The sequence below is a fragment of the Microcystis aeruginosa LEGE 91341 genome (assembly GCF_015206885.1).
Classification (GTDB): Bacteria; Cyanobacteriota; Cyanobacteriia; order Cyanobacteriales; family Microcystaceae; genus Microcystis; species Microcystis aeruginosa_H.
Window position 1 is genome coordinate 14,047 of sequence record NZ_JADEXY010000036.1, and the last position, 19,596, is coordinate 33,642.

Below are 19,596 nucleotides of genomic sequence, written 5' to 3' on the forward strand. Positions count from 1 at the left end.
TTTGGCCTTCATCTCTAAATCCAGTCAAAAACCCTCTCTTGGGGGAGAGGGTGAATTAGATTTAGGAATTTTCCTCTAATCCAAAGACGCGATTAAAAGCTTTCAAGACTTTATAACCAGAATCGATCGATTCTAGGGGATCTTTCCGCAAACGGTGACGTAAACAGAGAACAATTACCCGACGGATATCATCTACCGTCACAGTTGTCCGTCCTTCCAAAGCGGCCAGAGCTTTAGCTGCGCGATTGGTAACGATATCGCCGCGCAATCCGTCCACGTCTAACTCGGAACAAACCTCGGAAATTTTCACCCGCAGCTCATAATCAAGCTCCACAGAAGGCAAAAGATTCTGGGCCTCCACTAGCTTTCTTTGCAGTTCTTCCTGTTCTAAGTTGTATTTCTCTAAAAACGAGAGGGGATTGCCATCAAATTCCGCACGCTGTTCCACGATTTTGACCCGTAGAGGTGGTTCTTTGACGGTGTGAATCTCGGCGTGCATTCCAAAGCGATCGAGCAGTTGTGGGCGCAATTCTCCCTCTTCTGGGTTGCCTGATCCCACCAAAACAAACCGGGCCGGGTGACGGATGGAAATTCCTTCCCGTTCCACCGTATTCCAACCACTAGCGGCCGAATCCAATAGCACATCGACGAGGTGGTCGTCAAGTAAATTGACTTCATCCACATAGAGAATGCCGCGGTTAGCTTTGGCCAGCAAACCGGGTTCAAAAGCTTTTACCCCTTCTGACAGGGCCTTTTCAATGTCAATCGTGCCACAGACCCGATCCTCCGTGGCACCGAGGGGCAAATCTACCATAGTGACTTTTTTCTTGGCAATGGTCAAGGGGATGGCCTCGTCCACCTTTTGCCGCACCTCATCGCTCATTAAATCGGGATCATTGGGGTCAGAATTAAAGGGATCGTTAGCAACTACGTCAATTTCTGGTAAAAGGTCGGCTAAAGCCCTAATCGTGGTCGATTTTCCCGTACCTCGATCCCCCATAATCATCACCCCGCCAATTTTGGGGTCGATGACGTTGAGCATTAGGGATAATTTCATTTCTTCCTGGCCGACAATAGCGGTGAAGGGAAAAACCACGCGGCGAGTTTTCGGAGGAGCTTGGGGAGTCACGGTCATAAGTGGATTCAAAAGTCAAGAGTTGTTGCGTAAAGAATTATATCTAGTGTGGGTTCTAGCCGTCAGCTTTCAGCAAAGCCTTATCATTGTAAGTCTTTTTCCCTGCTTTTTAGTATCCAGCGCCAGAGGGGATGATGCGGCCCTTTGGCCCGAATTTTCTGCACCCGTTGTTCTAAGCGCAGTTTTTCTCTGGGGGAAGGTCCTAAAATAATGTTGCGACTTTGCCAGACTAATACTGCTCCTGTCATGGCAACACAAAAGGCTAGACCGATAGAAGCCCAGTAATTGAAAGCTAAAGCGTATCTTAGGGCTGTCCAAGTAAAATACTGCCGTATTAAGGCTATATCATCGCGTAAAAGCCATAAACTAACCGAACCAATCCCTAACCAACAACCCAACACGAATAACCAACGACCCCATACCGTCAGTCGATGTAATCTTTGGACTTGTTGCTGTAGTTCGGAATCGGCCATTTCAGTTATCAGTGAGCAGTAATTCAGTGGGGGTGTGGGGAATTATGAATTATGAATTATGAATTATGAATTATGAATTATGAATTAGGAAGTGTTTTCAGTGAACAGTGAACAGTAATCAGTGGGGAATTATGAATTATGAATTAGGAAGTGTTTTCAGTGAACAGTGAACAGTAATCAGTGGGGAATTATGAATTATGAATTAGGAAGTGTTTTCAGTGAACAGTAATCGGTGAACTGAAAACTCGGCTCTCTTGGATTTGGTGGGTAAAATGTATTCACAAGATACATTCTTCCTAGCGAGGGGGTGGAACGAACCACAAAGACACAAAGGACACAAAGATCGATCACTTCTATGGTAAGTTAAACTGATCACACAGAACCTAGAAGAGCCAAAACTCAAATCTGATAACTGATAACTGATAACTGAATTATCCCTTGACAATTGCGCCAAAATCTGCTAGAACTCGGGCGTGATTTCGCAGTAAACCCAAGAGATTTAAACGATTGCGACGGACAGATTCTTTTTCGGCCATGACTAACACACTATTTTCGCCATCAAAAAAGTCAGCCACCACGGGAGAAATTGCCGTTAAAGCAGTGACAAGACGCTGATAATCTCTTTGCTCTCTTGCGCTAATAGTTTCGGGAATTAGGGCAATTAAAGCGTCATAAAATGCTTGTTCGGAGGATTGTTCAAATAACCCCCTATCAATGATTCCCTTGGTTTCTAGGGTAGTTGTATCTAAATCTCCTTTTTGTGCTAAACGGGTCGAGCGATTGACGGTTTCATAGATGTTGGCTAACTGACCATCCTGACGAATTTGGCATAAAAAGCGGGCGCGTTCACGGGTGTCTAATAAATTTTCTAAAGCGCGAGACTTATACTCCGGATCGTTTTCCCCTAAAACCGCATTAACGAGATCATAATCTATCCTCAAATCATCAATTAAGAGAGTTTGCAGACGTTGTAAAAAGAAATCTTTAATCAGATTGGCCGGGTTGGGTTTATCGGGATGACAGGTGACAAAATCCTTAGCTATCTGCTCAATTAATGCCAAAAGATTGATATTAAAATTGGCTGACCAGATAATACTAATTATTGCATTGGCAGCCCGACGGAGAGCGAAGGGATCTGAGGAACCAGTGGGCAGCATTCCCAGTCCAAAAATACCGACTAAAGTATCCAAGCGATCAGCAATTCCCACCACTTGACCAGTGATTGTTTCTGGGAGTATATCCCCGGCATTGCGAGGTAGATAATGTTCAAAAATGCCCCGGGCAACTATAGCCGATTCGCCACTAATTAAAGCATATTTTTCGGCCATTACTCCCTGTAATTCGGGAAATTCATAGACCATTTGGGTAACTAAATCCGCTTTACAAAGCATGGCAGTGGACTCTATATCACTGCGACTTTGTTCATCGAGATTTAACTGTTCGACGATCATTTGGGCAATTTCCATAATCCGATCGACTTTATCGCGCATGGTTCCCAATTCTTCTTGGAAAGTGACGGTTTCCAGTTGAGGAAGAAAACTATCTAAGGGTTCATCACAATCGGCAGTATAGAAAAATCTGGCATCAGCTAACCGCGCGCGGATAACCCTTTCATTTCCTGCCGAGATAATCTCAGATTTCTGGGGATCGCCATTGGAAATAGTGATGAAATAGGGTGACAAACCCTGGGGAGTTTTCACCGGGAAATAACGCTGATGTGTCACCATCACGGTAATAATTACTTCTGGGGGTAATTCCAGAAATTCATCGTCAAATTTGCCAACAATTGCCGTGGGATATTCGACTAAGTTGGTCACTTCCGCTAATAAATCTGCGGGAATTTCTGCCACTCCCTCCAGCTTTTTAGCCAGGGTGCTAATCTGATCAGTAATTATTTGTTGACGCGCTTGCGGATCCGCTTCCACAAAAATCGATCGCAAACTGGTTAAATATGCTTGGGGATGACTAATGGCTAGGGATTGTGGGTGTAGAATGCGATGACCAAAAGTTAAGCGATCGCTGGTTAAAGTGGTAGAGCCATTAATTAATTCTAGGGGCAAAACTTCCCCATCCACTAAAGTTAATAACCAACGAATTGGCCGGGGAAATCTTAAATCTCCATCTCCCCAACGCATAAAACGTCTTCCTTCCAAACGGGTAATCCATTGGGGAATTAATTCAGTTAAAATCTCGGCTGTTGGACGACCCGGAATCGTTTTTTCAATATAGACAAATTCTCCTTTGTCTGTGGCACGAATGGAGAAAGCAGCGGTGCTAACTCCCTGTTTCCGAGCAAAACCCTCACCCGCGGGGGTAATTTGGCCATTTTTGTAGGCGGCACTAACTGGCGGTCCTTTGATCTCCTCGCTGCGAGCCTCTTGCTCCGTCGGTAATCCTGTGATTAACACGGCCAAACGGCGCGGGGTTGCGTAAACTTGAATAGCAGTAGCGTCCAGAGATTCCGTCTCTAAACTCTTGCTAACTCTTTCCTGCAATTGTGCGATCGCGCTATCGACAAAATCTGCGGGTAGTTCTTCTGTACCGACTTCCAGTAAAAAATCCATCTGATTGATTGGCCGTGTTTATCGAAAATTTGGGTTTAAAACCCCGTCGTTCTACGACATCTTTTCTTGATCCCTAATATAACACTTGAGAACTTCATAAAGCGCACCTCCCAGAGAAGAAACAAAATGACTAGGAGATCAAAGAGCATCTTTCCCCTCTGGTTTGGGATAGCCAGCTTGTCCATACCTGCGACCAGAAACCCCTTTTAAGGAATTAACCATTACAGAAATAGAAAGTTTCGGTGGGTATTCAATCAGTTATCAGTTATCAGATGTGAGTCTTTAAGTGTGCAGTATTAAATAGAACTTTCCTACTGTCTTTTTACTGTTTACTGATTATAAAGTGTCTTTCGTTTCCCAGCCGACTTGACCTTATTGACAGACCTAATTAAAATATAGTGCAAACACACTTATTTTAACCCAATGAAAGCAAGGTATCAGTACCGCATTGACCCAACAAACCAACAAAGGAGGCTTTTGTCTCAATTGTTTAGGTGTGTGCGTGTTGTCTGGAACGATACCTTAGCTTACTGCCAAGAACTCTATCAACAAGGAGAGAAAAAGCCAAAATATACCGAGTTGTCTAACAGACTAACTCAAATTAAAAAGACAACAGAAAAAGTCTGGCTGACCGAGGTTTCTTCTATTCCTTTGCAGCAGTCTTTGAGAGACTTAGAGACTGCCTACTCTAACTTTTTTGCATCTTGCAAGGGAGAAAGAAAAGGAAAGAAAAGGAAAGAAAGTAAAACCTCCTAAATTTAAAAAATGTAAATCTAAACAATCAGCAAGATTTACCGATAATGGCTTTACCGTCAATCAACACCACGTTACTTTAGCAAAAATCGGTGATTTTAAAGTCATTTGTAGTCGTCCATTACCCTCTAAACTTTCTAGCGTCACTATTATTAAAGATAAAGCGGATCGCTATTTTCATCGATCTAGTGATTGCTACTTTTGCGAATCTCTCAACAGGAGAAAAGATAAACGCACCAAAACCGTTAAAGAAACGATTAAATTAGAAATCTGCTATCGTCGGCATTTCAGTTATCAGTGATCAGATTTGAGTTTTCAGTCGAGAAAGCCAATCAATCTAATTTTGTAGAACTAGACGGGCTAAACCAACTCCGGGATAATAATTACCGAGAATTTGTTGATAATCTAGGCCTTTTTCCGCTAATTTATAAGCCCCAGTTTGACTCATACCGCGACCACCGTGGGCCCAAGCGACAATTTCATCGGTGGCGGCATAAAGAGACTCGACTACACCCCCTTTATAGCTGAGAATCTGCCCGGCAGTGGCATTAACCGCCTGGTGAGTCGATTGGTACTCCGAGCGAATGCCTTTATATACCTGCCAGCGTTGGGTATTGCCCAGATGAAACCAAGCATTAGCGGGGCGGATCATATGTACTAAAGCATAGGAACGAGCAGCGATCGCCTGTGCCTTTAAAGCGTGCATTGGTGCGGTGGAGTGCATTTCACTACCCACCACACTATAGAGATAGGCCTCTAAATTAACATGATTAACCACCAACAAGCGATCGCCTTGGGCTACCAGCAGCACTTTGCCCCGATACCAACTATCATCCACATAAACTAAACCATCGGCACTGGTGGGCTGCACAAAAATCACCTCTGGCAGCGATAAATCGCCCATTTTTAAGCCATTGGCACCTGGAATGACCGGTAAACCCTCGTTAGTGGCAATCGTTTTTAAACCACGACCTTGGCGATCGGTGATCACCGCCGGCCCGTTAACTCCAATCAAAACACTGGCCACATCCCTTTTGATCGCCACGCGAATTTCTAGGACCGGCGGCGTATAATTAGCGGGAACCGCTAAAGGTTGTCTAGTTACCGGTTTGGCAGCAGCAGCGGGGGAAGTATTGGGGGAATGAACCGATGGCGCTAATTTTTTCGGCGCTGAGAGGGAAGACTGGGGAGAGGGTGCTGATTTTGGAATCGCAGAAGATTGGGGAGAGGGGGATAGTTTCGGCGATGGCGCGGTTAAGGGTGCGATCGGAGATGGGATAATAGGAGCAGGGGAGGCAGCAGTCTCTAGATTTGCCTGCGGTTGCGGGGTTTCTGGTTTTTCCTTGGCTAAATAAGTTAAGAGAATTGGCGTAAAAGTAGCGATCGACAACAAAGGAACGGCACAATGGCGCAGCAGGGAAAAATAGGTACTAGCAGCAAATTTCACTTTAATCACACCATCTTTAATTTTCTTATCTAACTTTATCATTCCTATCTCAGACCGGGCAATTCTAGACAAAAACTCTCGTATTCTTGAGCTTGTCAGGACAAATCAGGCTGAAATAGTCAAGAAAAGCCGAAAAAATTCTTAACCGCCCATCCTTAGATTAGCTGAATCTCCTCTAATCCAGGCTCTTCTAGGTTCTGTGTGATCAGCTGAACTTACATTATGATTGATCTTTGTGTCCTTTGTGTCTTTGTGGTTCGTTCCACTCCCTCGCTAGGAGGAATGTATCTTAGAATACATTTTACCCACCAAATCCAAGAGAGCCGCCATTCGATTTGTCCTCCTGTTATGGTGCTACGCGCAAGTCAGAAATCAGAAGTCAAAAGTACAACCTGAGAGGGTTTCGGAGATTGTAAATATCCTAACAGCCTTGGCGGTTGTCATAATTATACTAACCTCAAGCCTCAAAGGAATTACTCAACAGCTTCATCGCCGAACACTTCGAGATCCCAAGACAAACCAATATTTCCCCCGTAGGGGCGCAATGATTGCGCTCAAACAATGATTGCGCTCAAACAATGATTGCGCCCAAAACCCATCCTAACCCTCCAGCAAACCCCGCACCTCCTCAACCCCAACCCCCAAAATATCAGCCGCAGCAACGTAAATCTCCTCATCTTGCGTTTGCTGATAAAGAGCAACAAGACTAGGCAAAGAATAGGTTTGTATCGTGTAACTATCGTTAAATTCTGCCCAAATTTGTAAGGCTTGCAGGTAATAACTTTTGGCTTGGCTCAATTCCCCAACTCCTTCCGCTACGATTCCCAAATTGTGCAGGGTGCTGGCTTGGGAGTAGCGATCGCCATATTCAATCTTGATCTCAATAGCTTGCTGGTAGTAGCTTCGGGCTTGCTCCCATTCCCTCAATTCTTGCGCTACCTTTCCCAACTGGTGCAGGGTGTTGGCTTGAGAAAAGCGTTCGCCATATTCAATGCAGATCTCAATAGCTTGCTGGTAGTAGCTTCGGGCTTGCTCCCATTCCCTCAATTCTTTCGCTAGGTTTCCCAAATTGTGCAGGGTGATGGCTTGGGAGAAGCGCTCTCCATATTCAATATCGATCTCAATAGCTTGCTGGTAGTAGCTTCGGGCTTGCTCCCATTCCCTCAATTCTTGCGCTACCATTCCCAAATTACTCAGGGTGCCGGCTTGCTTGTAGCGATCGCCATATTCAATCTTGATCTCAATAGCTTGCTGGTAGTAGCTTCGGGCTTGCTCCCATTCCCTCAATTCTTGCGCTACCATTCCCAACTGGTGCAGGGTGTGGGCTTGGGAGAAGCGGGCGCTTTGCGTGCCTCCGGCAGCGCCATATTCAATGAAGATCTCAATAGCTTGCTGGTAGTAGCTTCGGGCTTGCTCCCATTCCCTCAATTCTTGCGCTACCACTCCCAAATTGTGATAGGTAGGTCCCAATATTGAGGCTTTTTGTTGCTCGTCCACTCCTTGGAGATTTTGAATTAATTCAATAACTTTTAGATGAGTCTGTTTCGCCTGTTCATAGTTTTTTGTATCTTGATAGGCCCTGGCGAGATTGCCCAAAGCACCAACAATGTTACTACCGATTATCCCAGTTTTAATCTCTTCAGGATAACTTTGACAAGCTTGACAAACACTCTCGCATAGTTTCAGTTTGCTACTAACATCATTGGTAGTAAAAAAATAATTATTTAAGCAAAAAAAGATCTCAATATTTTCCTGCTTTTCCAAACAAATCTGCAACGCATTAAACAGATTTTCATACTCCCAGCGACAGAACAATATCCCCCACTGCTTCTCTTGCGGATTTTTGGAATTTAGTAAGTTCTCATAATAATCTTCCAAGCCTCGGTAATGATTCTTAAAACCCTCCCAAATTGCTGCTTGTGTCTCTGGTGCTAATTCTTTTAACTTCGTCTTCAAAAAGTAGGGAAAAATGGGCTGAATAGTCAACAAATTCGGCATTTCTTCACTCATCGGCGAAAGCAAACCCCAATGAATCGCTTCTTCTATCGCTGCATCAAATTGGTCAAACTGATAGCCTTGTAAGGGTTCTAATTGCTGTAGTTGTTGGCTGTAAGCAGAGATAAAAAACCTGTTAATAAACCCACTAAAAGGCGCTAAACAGAGTAACAACTTCTGCGCCTCCTCCGACAAATTACTGTGGGAATATTCCACACATTTGATGATATTATTAGTCTTATCCTCATCCCCCACATTAACTAATTCCGCCAACTGTAACCCTTGCCAAATCTCCTCCGGTGACTGTCGCTTCAGATTCGCTAATACCACTTCCATCGCCAACGGATATCCCGCCAACAACTTCATCAAGCGTTTAAAATAATCATCCTTTTTAATCGCATTTTTCCGACTCTTCGCCTGACGTTCTAAGATTCTCTCCGCTAATTCAGTTCTCGACTCTTGGTCTAATCCTTGTAACTGATAGATATTCTCCTTAAAAGTCCTGCGTTGCAGCCAAGTTTCCTCACTGCGAGAACCCAAAATCACCTTCGTTTTTCCCCCCACCAAATTCTTGAGAAATTCGGCGATTGCTTCCCTCTCATTCTCCGGTAAAGTATTCTGAATTGCTAACGGTTGTCCCGTCACCGACTCCAGATTATCTAAAATGAGAATATACGCCTCACTGCGGAGTTTTTGTTCTAGTTTCTTTACCCGCGCTTTCAGGTTCATTGCTTGGAAACTCCCCTGTTCAAAACGATTATAAATTCCCTGACCGATTTCATAGACAATCTGTTCTAACGTCCAAGCTTTTATATCATAACCAAAATAGAAAATATGGGTCGCCCAGTTGGTTTTCTGCCACCATTCTCGTAGATAATTGAGTAAAGTAGTTTTTCCTGTCCCTCCCATTCCTTTGAGTAAAAGGATATTATGTTTCAGCAGCGCCTTTTCCATCTTGAGAATCTCTAAATCCCTGCCGACAAAGCCGTATTCTGGTAAGGGAAAGACATATTGATTGCCGATATGTTCCCAGTATTTTTCTTCCTCTTCTGGAGTAAATGGACGCAAATTGAGATTAATTTTACCGCGACAATAAATCACCGGTAGTAACCAATCTTCTAAATCTATTATCGTGTTATAATAGGCGCGGCGTTGCTTATTATTGAATAACTCTAACCGTCCTTTTCGCATCGCTTCCGTTAGGTCTTTTCCGTTCAATAATTGCTGATAAATTGGTTTCATCATCAACTTAGCTGCAGAAACCGTCACCGAATATCCCATCGCCACCACTGCTTGCATTCCCGCAGTCATTAAACGACTCCCCAAACTGGTTTCCCGATAGTCTTCTGATTCCTGGGAAATTTGCTTTGCTGACTGACAAGCATTGAGAATACAAATGGGAATATTTTTCCCTGTGAGTAAATTCGCTAATTCCGTCGCTTCTACCGGAGTCGCTTGACCTTTTTCTTCTCCTTCCAGAAACAGAAAAGCTTTTACTCCCTCATATTCTGCTAAATCCTCCAGTCCCCATCCCCTTTGATAGCGCCAAGAGTCCCCGTGAACCTGTCTTTGGTACTGTTCATATTCCATTAATCCGCCATGAACATCGAAATGAATAACATGATAGTATCCTTTTCCTTTCTCATCCAGATGTCTGGTTAGTGATTCATAAGTTCCGGGACGCAAAATATCAATTTTTACCGGTATTTCACTACTATTTACCAGTTCTACCAAAGGACGGGAAATCGTGCGATAGTTAACATCAGATTCCTCATTAGGACGCGCAATCACCGCCAAGAGATTGATAGTAGGATAAGTGGCCATTTGCACCGGGACAAGTGTAGCCCCTCGACGCTGGCGGGAGATGATACAATCTATAGAAAAGGGACGCGGTAAATCAGGATCTTTCAGCGCTTCCCAATGTAAAGCTTGAAATTCTGGCGACTGACTTTCGATGATAATTTGCAGTTGACTTAACTGCTTTCGCAAGTCTCGATATTCCCCATAAGCATTTAAATTACTCTGGAAAACCTGTTTAAATAGGTTTTCGCCATAGTTTTGGACACTGTTGGCGGCTTTTTGCGCCTTATCCGTCTCTAGCGTCGGAAATACTAACCATTCCTCAAAGTACCATTCTAGGTCTTTTTCTTCTTGGTTAGTAAAGGGGTCAGTAACCGTAATTGGGTAGCTGTTACCGCTATCAAAATTGAGACTAGCAGTAAAGCCACCATCGTTAATTCCTTCTTCGCGGATGGTGAGGACTAACATAGAGATAAGTTTAGAATTGTTCTATTACAACTCTTCAGCAGTTTAACGGTATTATACTGGAAAAAACCTATTGCTTTGAGCCTATGGATGTTCGAGCGGCAGTTGCCCTAGAAGCGGGAAAACCCCTAACTATTGAAACGGTACAATTAGCACCACCGCAAGCGGGGGAAGTGTTAGTAGAAATCAAAGCCACGGGAGTTTGTCACACCGATGCCTATACTCTCTCTGGGGCCGATCCTGAAGGCTTATTTCCCTCAATTTTAGGCCATGAAGGGGCCGGAATCGTGGTAGAAGTGGGAAAAGGTGTCACTAGCCTAAAAGTGGGTGATCCTGTGATTCCCCTATACATTCCCGAATGTCGTCAGTGCGAATACTGTCTCAGCTTTAAAACCAATCTCTGTCAAGCAATTCGTCTTACCCAAGGTCGGGGAGTAATGCCGGATGGAACCAGTCGTTTTTCCCTCGATGGTCAGCCTCTTTATCACTACATGGGAACCTCGACTTTTGCTAACTATACCGTACTGCCGGAGATTTCTCTAGCTAAGATTCGCCCCGATGCTCCCTTTGAAAAAGTCTGTTATATCGGCTGCGGAGTCACTACAGGTATCGGTGCGGTGATTAATACCGCTAAAGTGGAACCGGGGGCAAAAGTGGTGGTTTTTGGTCTGGGAGGTATCGGTTTAAATGTTATTCAAGGGGCCCGTTTGGTGGGGGCCGATATGATTGTCGGGGTCGATATCAATCCCCAGAAACAAGCTTTAGCGACCAAATTCGGGATGACTCATTTTGTTAATCCCCAAGAAATCGAGGGGGATTTAGTGGCCTATCTGGTGGATTTAACTAAAGGTGGGGCCGATTATAGTTTTGAGTGTATCGGCAATGTCCAGATTATGCGTCAAGCTTTGGAATGTTGCCATAAAGGTTGGGGTGTTGCCACTATTATCGGTGTAGCCGGGGCCGGCCAAGAAATTAGTACCCGTCCTTTTCAATTAGTCACCGGACGGGTCTGGAAAGGTACGGCTTTTGGTGGGGCAAGAGGTCGTACAGATGTACCAAAAATAGTCGATTGGTACATGGACGGCAAGATTAATATTGATGATTTAATCACCCACGTTCTGCCTCTGGCAAGAATTAACGAGGCTTTTGACCTGATGCACCAAGGGGATTCTATCCGCAGTGTGATTACATTTTGAGCAGGGATAATGTTACATATAGTTAAGAAAGACTTGACAAACTCTTAACTATATGTGTGCGCCAGTTTCTTGGCTCTCTTTAACTTACTATAGAAGTGATCAATCTTTGTGTCCTCTGTGTCTGGAGTGGTTCCTTCCACTCCCAGTATTTACACTTATTTTGTTAAGATATATTGCAGATACCCTGAACTTTAGTCAACAGAGGAGCTAAATCACCTAGTATTGCGTCTTTTTCAGTGAACAGTAAACAGTGAAAAGACATCGGGAAAGTGCTATTTAAAACTACTCACTTAGAACTCAAATCTGATAACTGATAACTGATGACTGCCCTAATAACTTTTAAATTTTATAAGTATCTAAGCACAATTAATTACACATCTAAGCCACTACTCCGTCAGACTTCTGATGTGAGCAAACAGTGAACTGAAAACTCAAATCCGATCCCTAATAGCTGTATCCCGTCTCCCGTCTCCTGTCTCCTGTCTCCTGTCTCGACTAGGAAATTAATTTTGCACGACTACTTAACTTTAAGCAAATGCGTAATAGCGGACTCCTATCAAAAACCAAAGTCAAACTGAAACCGAAAAAACCGCTCACCTCGCTGACGCGGCCAGCGCCGAATAAATTACATAAAATCAAAGATAAAGAGCGTCTAGTCGGTCGTCAGCGTCAGTCATGGCTAATTATGGGCTTAATTAGCATTGTCCTGCTAGGAGGAGTTGGCTCACGATTGGCCTATTTACAACTGCAGCAAGGACAAATTAACCGAGAAAGAGCAGAAAATAACCGGATTCGCATTCTTCCTAAACCTCCGGTCCGGGGCAACTTATTCGATCGCAATGGCAAAGTTTTGGCTACGGCCCGCTTAACCCATGCGGCCTATATTTGGCCCAAATCCCAGCGTAATCCCGCCCAAAAACTCAATCTTGACCGTTTAGCCAGTATTTTAGGCATTCCCAGAAGCGACCTAGAAAAACGCATTAACGAAGCGGACGAAAACCCCTCCACCCTGATCCGCATCGCTAGGGGTTTAACTCCGGCCCAAATTATCGCCCTAGAGGAATACAAAGACGAATTAACCGGCATTGAAGTGGACGTGGAATCAGTGCGCTACTACCCCAATGGTAAAATCGGGGCGCATATTCTCGGTTATACCGGGGAACTAACCCCGGAGGAATATAAAGCCAAAAGACCCCAGGGCTACCGATTGGGAGATGTCGTCGGTAAAATGGGTGTAGAAGCCGCCTACGAGTCAAAATTGCGGGGAGAATGGGGGGGAATGCAGTTAGAGGTCAACGGATCGGGACAAGTAATCCAAATTCTCGGCCAAAAAATTGCTAAACCGGGGCAAGATGTCACCCTGACACTAGATTTAAAACTCCAAAAAGCCGCCGAGGCCGCTTTAGGAAAACGCAAAGGTGCGATCGTGGCGATCGATCCCCGGGATGGTTCTGTGCGGGCCATGGTCAGTTATCCTAGTTTCGATCCCAATGTTTTCTCGGCCCCAATTACCACCGCCACTTGGAAAAAACTACAAGCGGAGGGCAACCCGTTTGTTAACCGCGCTCTCCAAGGATTCCCCCCCGCTTCCACCTTTAAAGTCGTCACTGCCACTGCTGGCATGGAATCGGGGAAATTTCCCCCTAATACGGTCTTAAATACCTTTGCCGCTCTTTATGTGGGGGGGACAGCTTTTGGAGAATGGAATCACGCCGGTTTTGGTCCGATCGGTTTTGTCCGGGCCATGGCCATGAGTAGTAACACTTTTCATGGTCAAATTGGTCGCGGGGTGGGGGGACCGGCTTTAATTGCCATGGCCCGGCGCTACGGTTTCGGTCAGAAAACTGGGATAGAATTAGCGGAAGAAACCCCGGGGTTAATTGCCGATCGCGATTGGAAACTGCGTAATTTTAAAAACTGGGATTGGTCCGTAGGCGATACGATTAATATGTCGATCGGTCAAGGATTTACCCTGGCGACTCCCCTACAGGTAGCTGTGATGTTTGCTGTCCCCGCTAACGGCGGTTTTTTGGTGAAACCGCACCTTTTACAGGATGCCCGGGATGTTAAGGAATGGCGCAAGTCTTTGAACATGAAACCTAGCACCCTAGACACCCTGAGAAAGTCCCTGAGAGCCGTGGTAGCGGAAGGAACCGGTCGGGCCCTATCAGACCCCGCTTTACCACCTGTAGCGGGCAAAAGCGGCACAGCAGAAGCACCTCCAGGCAAGTCCCACGCTTGGTTTGGAGCTTTCGCCCCCTTCGACGTAGCTCAGGGTAAACCCTTCGACAAGCCCGAAATTGTTGTGGTCGCCTTTGTGGAACATTCCGGCGGTGGTGGTGGGAAAGTGGCCGCACCTATGGTACGTCAGGTAATGGAGGCTTATTTTAATGTCAAACCCAAAGAAGAAAAACCCCGGCCGAAGCCCTAGAGACCGGTGGCGGTAAGCGGCACACAGCGCACGGTAATTCCCGTGGCCGTTGCCATTTTTTCCGCCCAAATTGCCAATATTTCAGCGTTTACCGGTTTGAGAATTTGCATTCCGTCGCCCGCGCTAAGGGGATTATTACCGCGGGCTTCTAATTTTCTTTGTCTGGCCCGGGGACGGGTCGGGGTGTTAAGTTGAATTTCATCCGGTTGTAGCTGTTGCATCAAATCGATGTATCGGTCTTGATCTTGGGGCGACCAAGAGGACAGTAGCATGGTTTGAATTGCTAGTTTTCCCGACCATTCTTGGCGAAATTGTCTTAATCCCCACCAAAGCTCCTGCCAATCCAGACCGGGGACCGGACGGTTAACCCGTCGCCATTGGGACTCGGAAACAGCATCGATTTTAGCGGCGACGATATCAGCTTTGCTCAAGTCTTGACGCACTTGGGCATCTCCCAAGAGGGTACTATTGGTTAAGACCGCCACCGGCCGCTCGGTCATTTCCTTGACGGTGGCCAGTATTTCCCCTAAATTGAGGGCGAGGGTGGGTTCCCCGCTACCACTGAGAGTGACTATATCCACGTCCCAGGGGGCAAAGGCACTTAAATCCCTGCTAATTTGTTCGCTAGTGATAAAAATTCTTCGCTGCTCGGTTTTTTGCTCAATTTCTCCTAACTGACAGTAGGCACAGTTAAAGGAACAGGTGGAAACTAAACCGATCGGATCGATGCCCAGGGAACTGCCGAAACGCCAAGAGGCAACTGGGCCATATACGGAGCAGAAACAATCCTGGGGAGCAGTCATCGAAAATACCGAAAGAAGACGGAGAGGGAGGGATTCGAACCCTCGGTACGGTCTTACGATTCGTACAACAGATTAGCAATCTGCCGCATTCGACCACTCTGCCACCTCTCCAAGATGACATTATTTTAGTCTAACATAAAGGTCTGATTTTTGGCAAGTAATTTTTGGGCAGTTAATCGCTTAAACGACCATCCTCCATATTGACAATGCGATCGGCGATGTCGAGAATCCGGTTATCGTGGGTGACGAGTAAAATCGTGCAACCTTGTTCTTTTGCCAATTTCTGCATGATTTCCACCACATCGCGCCCGGATTGTTTATCTAAGGCCGCGGTCGGTTCATCAGCGAGGACTAATTTGGGATGACTGACGAGGGCGCGAGCGATCGCAACCCGTTGTTTTTGTCCCCCTGATAGATCGTGGGGATAATAATCAACGCGGTCCCCTAAACCCACCGATTCCAAAATTGCCGTGGCTTTTTGATTGAGATCTTGTTCTAAAAACTCCTCGTGCAGTTCCAAAGACATCCTAACGTTTTGTTTCGCTGTCAGGAATTTTAGTAAATTATGTGCTTGAAAAATATAGCCAATTTGTCGGCGAATTTTCAGCATTTTGCCCTTACCAATTCCTAACATTTCTTGGCCGAGAATTTTTAAACTGCCCGCTTGTGCCGATCGCAAACCTCCCATTAAACTCAATAAAGTAGTTTTCCCCGATCCCGAAGGACCAGTCATAATCACTACTTCCCCCGCTTTAATTTCCAGATCAATATCGTATAAAACCTGTTTTTTTAATTCCCCCGTACCAAAATAGTAATTTAAGCCTTTAATCGCAATTACAGGTTCATTAGGGCTAAAATCCCCTAATTCTCGCTCTTTTTGAAAAATAAGCATTATTTCACCCTTGATAGTTTAAAAAATATCGGCTGGATCTGCTGTCCTTAATTTCCCCATAGCGACAATTCCAGAGGCAATACACATGATAACTGTTAGGATTAAAACTTCGATCGCCCTAGCGGTAGTCATCACTATGGGTAGAAGTGTAGCGGAGGAAGCGAGATTATAAACACCGAGAGAGACGATAAACCCCGGTATATACCCTAAAACCGCTAGTAATAAAGCCTCTTGCATCAAAACCCCGACTAAATACCAATCACCGTAACCCATAGCTTTTAGGGTAGCGTATTCGGGTAAGTGATCGGTGACATCGGAATAGAGAATCTGATAGACAATGACGATCCCGACGATAAAACCGACTACTGTACCTAAACCAAAGATAAAACCAATCGCTGTACCATTTGCCCAATAGGTTTTTTCCCTTTCGGCAAATTCTTTTAAAGTAAGGACTATTACTTCATTTTTAGGGAAAAGTGCCTGTAAATTGGCTTTTACTGCCTCGATATTTGCCCCCGGTTGCAGTTTCACCAGTCCTAGATCGATTTCGTGGGGTTGACGTTCGGGAAAGAGCCTTAAAAAGGTAGAATCACTGCTAATGACGTTACCATCGGCAGCAAAGGAGGCACCAAGGGTAAAAATTCCCGCTACCTGTACCTCTTTTTTATTTAACTGAACTGTCAAATCGGGGTTTTTCTGGAGTAAATCGGCAATTGGACCGAATTCTGGCCTACCAGCTTGATCGTACAGGACGCGATTTAACATCTTTAGATCACTGGATTTTTGATTGACTTCTGGGAGAGTAAAAACCCGTTGACTGGGATCAAAACCAAAGACTAAAGTAGTTCTTTCTAGGGCAGTTTCGGGATTGCGCCACTGGGCCGAAGCAATATAAACTGGGGCTATAGATTGAATGCCCTCGACTCTTTTCGCTTGGTACAAGCGATCACGCGAGAAACTTTTCACCGCAAAGAGGGTATCAAATTGGGGATTAATCAGGACTAAATCCGCATCAAGGACATAATGGGGTTTAACGGAAGCATCAAATAAGGCATCCCGAAACCCCAACTGTGTGAAAATTAGGAAGTCAGCAAAAGCAATCCCAGCAATAGCCACAATCAAACGGGTTTTCTCTCGCGTCACCTGTAACCAAGATAGGGGCGTTTTTTTGAATAGATGGGTTAGTTTCATGGAAAACCTACTGATTAATAGTTACAGTTACTTGGGAATTGGTTAAACCTGCCACTTTTTGACTGTTTTCGCGATCTAAGGCAATACGGACAGAGATAACTTTGCGATCGAAGTTTTCTCCTGGTTGATTGCTGAAGATATTTTGTTGGTCAACTTTTAAGGCAATTAAGCGCACTTTTCCCCTAACTTCGCCCTTAAACGCCGATCCGGTAATCGTGGCAGTTTGTCCCTTGCGAATTTTCCCGATATCGCTTTGATAGATTTCGGCAATTACTTCCATGCGATCGGTTTCAGCGAGATCAACAATTCCTTGAGCGTTGATTTGTTCCCCGATACGGGTATTGACTTTAATCACTTTGCCGGAAATTGGCGATCGAATATAGGCCTGATTTAACTCGGTTTGGGCTTTTTTAACGGCAACTAGGGCAGCATTTACCTCCGCTTCGGCTGCCCGCACATCGACTCCCCGCACTTCCGAGACTTGATTTAAAGTGGATCTGGCTTCTTTGATCTGCTGTTGACCGGTGGATTCAATCCGGGCTAGGGTAGTCTTGGCTTCTTCTATCTGTTGTTTACCGGTGCGTTCAATTCTCTCTAGGGTAACTTTTGCTTCTGTTAGTTGTTGATTACTGGTTTCTAAATTCAGTCTTTTACTATCAAAACTAGAGGCAGAAATTGCCCCTTCTTGATAGAGTTTTTCGTGGCGATCAAATTCAGCTTTGGCATTGCGATATTCTGCTTCTAATTTAGCAATTGTCGCTTTTTGGGCAGCCCTATCCCCTTCTAATTGCGCTGTTAATCTTTGGATAGTTGTCCGTTGGGTTGCTTGATCTCCTAACCATTGTGCTTCGATTTTTAGCACGTTAGCAGTATTAGCATCGATTTCACCGACTTTTGCTCCAGCTTTCACCTGTTCTAGCTTGGCTGCGGCTACTTTCACCTGTTCTTGTGCCTGTCGCAGGTTATCCTCTAATCTTTCCCGACTTTCGAGAATGGCGATTATTTGTCCTGTTTTAACGCTATCTCCTTCATCGACTAATAATTGCATGACTCGATCGGAATCAAGCAACATCGGGGCGGATATACTGATAATTTCTGTCCTTGGTTCAATTCTGCCTAAAGCGGTGATTTTTTGCGGTGTGTGCGACGCAATTACAGGGGTTTTGGTTTCGGGTTTGGTGGCGACTTGGGAAAGAGTATAAAAGCTGGTTATTCCTAATAATCCTGTGCCTAATACTATTAACCCGATTATTAACTTTTGATTTGGTTTCACAAAAGTTTTACCGTTCATAATTTTTTAGTTAATAAGTGATTGTTGGGGGTTAACAGTTTTTCTGCAAATAAGTAGTAAGAATTTTACCTAATAATTCCATTTGTTCATTGATCGCAATCTGTTCATTGCACCACAGGCGCTCTAATATCAGTCCATTAATAACGCTGACAACTAACCAAGCTACACTCGGATCGCTAATACCTAAAATCTCGATTACTGCCTGATGATAGCGGCGATCAACGCGCTCAAAAAGTTGACTACGACTCAGTTCTTCTCGTCCTTGGTATTGAGAATAATCAATCCATAAGAATAATTGTTTAATGCAGGAATCCTCGCGATTAGTCATAAATTGTCCGAGAATTTTTAGCTTTTCTATCAGGGTTTTTCCTCGATCGATCTCGAGTTTAGCTAATAAAACATCCTCTCGGCACATCTCCTCGACTAATTGCTCGAAAAGTGCCGCTTTACTGGGAAAGTAGTGGTACAGCGTTCCCGTGGACACTCCCAATCCTTGCGCTAATTCTCTCGTCGTCATGTCAGCATAGCCTTTCTCGGCAAAGAGTTCGGCACTTTTTAAGAGGAGTTCTTTTCGGTATTGTTCTACATCTACTATCTTAGGCATAAGTTTAATATCGAACGTTCGTTATATTTTAGCTTAACCTTACTATGAATGGGGAAATCGGTCGTCCCTTTGCCTGTATGCTAGAAGAAGGGGATAATTCGTTATTGAGCGAGCTTTTTCGCAAGGATTGACAGTATGGGTAATATTCACGAGCAGTTATTAGAGGAATTAGCCGAAGTGGAGTGGAGTGACTTGATCCCCCATGCTCAAAGGGATGCGCTGATCCTGGTTTCCGATTCCCTCAATTTAATCGAAGTGGCAGAAGCGATCGCCGGTGATCAGGTTGCTCAAGTGCAGAATTGGATCGGGGAAAAACTACTAGAAAAACCGACACAAGAGCAATTAAGCGATTGGAATTCCCATCCCGATAACCTTTTTAATACACTAATCGTGCAACCTTTTGTGTTAATTCAGACCATAGCTTAAAAACCAAACCCCCCAATCTGGTGAGATTGAGGGGTAGGAAAGAATAATCCTGGCATCGAGCTATTGTCCCGGTCGGCAACCCGACAAGTATCTTGGCCACGGTGAAGTTTCACAACCGAGTTCGGGATGG

The 19,596-nt window shown here is 44.8% G+C and carries 13 protein-coding genes, 1 tRNA gene and 2 pseudogenes; 4 read left to right on the forward strand and 12 right to left on the reverse strand.

Annotated elements, in window-relative coordinates; all coding sequences use genetic code 11:
• Positions 1 to 61: 61 nt before the first annotated feature.
• The 4 genes and pseudogenes from bchI to IQ234_RS21045 all read right to left on the reverse strand — a co-directional run.
• Positions 62 to 1,135 carry a magnesium chelatase ATPase subunit I gene (gene bchI, locus IQ234_RS07585; protein ID WP_002770087.1) on the reverse strand — a complete coding sequence of 358 codons (1,074 nt, stop codon included), beginning with the start codon at positions 1,133 to 1,135 and terminating at the stop codon, positions 62 to 64.
• 83 nt (positions 1,136 to 1,218) lie between these two features.
• Positions 1,219 to 1,608, reverse strand: coding sequence for a hypothetical protein (locus IQ234_RS07590; RefSeq protein ID WP_193956650.1), 390 nt, complete (start codon positions 1,606 to 1,608; stop codon positions 1,219 to 1,221).
• A gap of 431 nt (positions 1,609 to 2,039) precedes the next feature.
• Positions 2,040 to 4,172 (reverse strand): glycine--tRNA ligase subunit beta, encoded by a 2,133-nt coding sequence (gene glyS, locus IQ234_RS07595; RefSeq protein WP_193956651.1) that lies wholly within the window; start codon positions 4,170 to 4,172, stop codon positions 2,040 to 2,042.
• Positions 4,173 to 4,223: 51 nt separating this feature from the next.
• Positions 4,224 to 4,430 (reverse strand): annotated as a pseudogene (locus tag IQ234_RS21045) (transposase); the annotation flags it as partial.
• A 165-nt stretch (positions 4,431 to 4,595) separates the two neighbouring features.
• Here IQ234_RS21045 and IQ234_RS07600 point away from each other — a divergent pair.
• A pseudogene (locus IQ234_RS07600) lies at positions 4,596 to 5,185 on the forward strand (RNA-guided endonuclease InsQ/TnpB family protein); the annotation flags it as partial.
• 77 nt (positions 5,186 to 5,262) lie between these two features.
• Here the strand turns inward: IQ234_RS07600 and IQ234_RS07605 are convergent.
• The gene (locus IQ234_RS07605; protein ID WP_193956652.1) at positions 5,263 to 6,414 is read right to left on the reverse strand and encodes a SpoIID/LytB domain-containing protein; all 1,152 of its coding nucleotides are present in this window, start codon (positions 6,412 to 6,414) and stop codon (positions 5,263 to 5,265) included.
• 558 nt (positions 6,415 to 6,972) lie between these two features.
• Positions 6,973 to 10,635, reverse strand: a complete 3,663-nt coding sequence (locus IQ234_RS07610; RefSeq protein WP_193956653.1) for a tetratricopeptide repeat protein — start codon at positions 10,633 to 10,635, stop codon at positions 6,973 to 6,975.
• Positions 10,636 to 10,718: 83 nt separating this feature from the next.
• On the opposite strand from IQ234_RS07610, the gene IQ234_RS07615 reads away from it, so the two are divergent.
• Both IQ234_RS07615 and mrdA read left to right on the forward strand, forming a co-directional pair.
• Complete coding sequence (locus IQ234_RS07615; protein WP_002787582.1) at positions 10,719 to 11,828, forward strand: S-(hydroxymethyl)glutathione dehydrogenase/class III alcohol dehydrogenase; 1,110 nt, start codon at positions 10,719 to 10,721, stop codon at positions 11,826 to 11,828.
• Between the two features lie 535 nt (positions 11,829 to 12,363).
• Entirely contained in the window at positions 12,364 to 14,259 is a 1,896-nt protein-coding gene (gene mrdA, locus IQ234_RS07620; RefSeq protein ID WP_193956654.1) for a penicillin-binding protein 2, read from the forward strand.
• On the opposite strand, the gene IQ234_RS07625 is transcribed toward mrdA, so the two are convergent.
• From IQ234_RS07625 to IQ234_RS07650, 6 genes are all read right to left on the reverse strand, one after another.
• Positions 14,256 to 15,062: a radical SAM protein gene (locus IQ234_RS07625; protein WP_193956655.1), complete on the reverse strand. Its 807-nt coding sequence runs from the start codon at positions 15,060 to 15,062 to the stop codon at positions 14,256 to 14,258. The two genes, mrdA and IQ234_RS07625, sit on opposite strands and share 4 nt — an antisense overlap.
• A 19-nt stretch (positions 15,063 to 15,081) precedes the next feature.
• Positions 15,082 to 15,173, reverse strand: a tRNA-Ser gene (locus IQ234_RS07630).
• A gap of 61 nt (positions 15,174 to 15,234) precedes the next feature.
• The gene (locus IQ234_RS07635; RefSeq protein ID WP_193956656.1) at positions 15,235 to 15,954 is read right to left on the reverse strand and encodes a DevA family ABC transporter ATP-binding protein; all 720 of its coding nucleotides are present in this window, start codon (positions 15,952 to 15,954) and stop codon (positions 15,235 to 15,237) included.
• An 18-nt stretch (positions 15,955 to 15,972) separates the two neighbouring features.
• Positions 15,973 to 17,145: an ABC transporter permease DevC gene (devC, locus tag IQ234_RS07640; protein ID WP_193956657.1), complete on the reverse strand. Its 1,173-nt coding sequence runs from the start codon at positions 17,143 to 17,145 to the stop codon at positions 15,973 to 15,975.
• Positions 17,146 to 17,152: 7 nt separating this feature from the next.
• Positions 17,153 to 18,436: an HlyD family efflux transporter periplasmic adaptor subunit gene (locus IQ234_RS07645; protein ID WP_193956658.1), complete on the reverse strand. Its 1,284-nt coding sequence runs from the start codon at positions 18,434 to 18,436 to the stop codon at positions 17,153 to 17,155.
• Positions 18,437 to 18,467: 31 nt separating this feature from the next.
• On the reverse strand, positions 18,468 to 19,040 hold the full coding sequence (locus IQ234_RS07650) for a TetR/AcrR family transcriptional regulator (protein WP_193956659.1): 573 nt from the start codon (positions 19,038 to 19,040) through the stop codon (positions 18,468 to 18,470).
• Positions 19,041 to 19,175: 135 nt separating this feature from the next.
• On the opposite strand from IQ234_RS07650, the gene IQ234_RS07655 reads away from it, so the two are divergent.
• Complete coding sequence (locus IQ234_RS07655) at positions 19,176 to 19,466, forward strand: DUF2288 domain-containing protein (RefSeq protein WP_002745388.1); 291 nt, start codon at positions 19,176 to 19,178, stop codon at positions 19,464 to 19,466.
• Positions 19,467 to 19,596: the final 130 nt, after the last annotated feature.

Bases quoted from the DNA above. Each gene is read 5' to 3' on its own strand.
- IQ234_RS07605 (WP_193956652.1), bottom strand. From the start codon at position 6,414: ATGATAAAGTTAGATAAGAAAATTAAAGATGGTGTGATTAAAGTGAAA.
- glyS (WP_193956651.1), bottom strand. From the start codon at position 4,172: ATGGATTTTTTACTGGAAGTCGGTACAGAAGAACTACCCGCAGATTTT.
- IQ234_RS07590 (WP_193956650.1), bottom strand. From the start codon at position 1,608: ATGGCCGATTCCGAACTACAGCAACAAGTCCAAAGATTACATCGACTG.
- IQ234_RS07610 (WP_193956653.1), bottom strand. From the start codon at position 10,635: ATGTTAGTCCTCACCATCCGCGAAGAAGGAATTAACGATGGTGGCTTT.
- IQ234_RS07655 (WP_002745388.1), top strand. From the start codon at position 19,176: ATGGGTAATATTCACGAGCAGTTATTAGAGGAATTAGCCGAAGTGGAG.
- IQ234_RS07645 (WP_193956658.1), bottom strand. From the start codon at position 18,436: ATGAACGGTAAAACTTTTGTGAAACCAAATCAAAAGTTAATAATCGGG.
- devC (WP_193956657.1), bottom strand. From the start codon at position 17,145: ATGAAACTAACCCATCTATTCAAAAAAACGCCCCTATCTTGGTTACAG.
- mrdA (WP_193956654.1), top strand. From the start codon at position 12,364: ATGCGTAATAGCGGACTCCTATCAAAAACCAAAGTCAAACTGAAACCG.
- IQ234_RS07615 (WP_002787582.1), top strand. From the start codon at position 10,719: ATGGATGTTCGAGCGGCAGTTGCCCTAGAAGCGGGAAAACCCCTAACT.
- IQ234_RS07650 (WP_193956659.1), bottom strand. From the start codon at position 19,040: ATGCCTAAGATAGTAGATGTAGAACAATACCGAAAAGAACTCCTCTTA.
- IQ234_RS07635 (WP_193956656.1), bottom strand. From the start codon at position 15,954: ATGCTTATTTTTCAAAAAGAGCGAGAATTAGGGGATTTTAGCCCTAAT.
- IQ234_RS07625 (WP_193956655.1), bottom strand. From the start codon at position 15,062: ATGACTGCTCCCCAGGATTGTTTCTGCTCCGTATATGGCCCAGTTGCC.
- bchI (WP_002770087.1), bottom strand. From the start codon at position 1,135: ATGACCGTGACTCCCCAAGCTCCTCCGAAAACTCGCCGCGTGGTTTTT.